Origin of the sequence: Mesorhizobium sp. M8A.F.Ca.ET.165.01.1.1 (genome assembly GCF_004792065.1) — a bacterium.
Taxonomy (GTDB): Bacteria; Pseudomonadota; Alphaproteobacteria; order Rhizobiales; family Rhizobiaceae; genus Mesorhizobium.
On record NZ_SRTH01000130.1, the window covers coordinates 1 to 348 of the forward strand.

Genomic DNA, 348 nt, shown 5'->3' on the forward strand with positions numbered 1-348 from the left:
CTGTCAACGCGCTAGATCGTACATTGTTTATCGAAACTTTGCGTGATAGTCGGATAGAGAGTGTATTAACCCAGGGGAGTGGGGCCTTGGCCGAAGCAAGCGATTTCAAAGCAGAGCCCCCCGAGGGGATTGACACTCTCGGAGCCTCCAGCGAGGGCGCCTCGCTTTATCAACTGATCAGGGAAGACATCATCGAGGGGCGGCTCGCCGCCAATGAGCGGCTTGTGGTCACTGATCTCGCCCGCCGTCACGGCACTTCGACCAACCCCGTGCGCGAGGCCCTTCAGCTGCTGCGCGGCGAGGGCTTTGTCATCTTTGCCCCCAACAGGGGCGCGCGCGTCCGGCCTA

At 60.9% G+C, this 348-nt stretch carries 1 protein-coding gene; it reads left to right on the plus strand.

Going from position 1 to position 348, the window contains the following annotated elements; all coding sequences use genetic code 11:
* Positions 1 to 86: 86 nt before the first annotated feature.
* Positions 87 to 348 (plus strand): GntR family transcriptional regulator (locus EN808_RS35415; protein ID WP_135918239.1); only part of this gene is annotated, 262 nt, incomplete at its 3' end.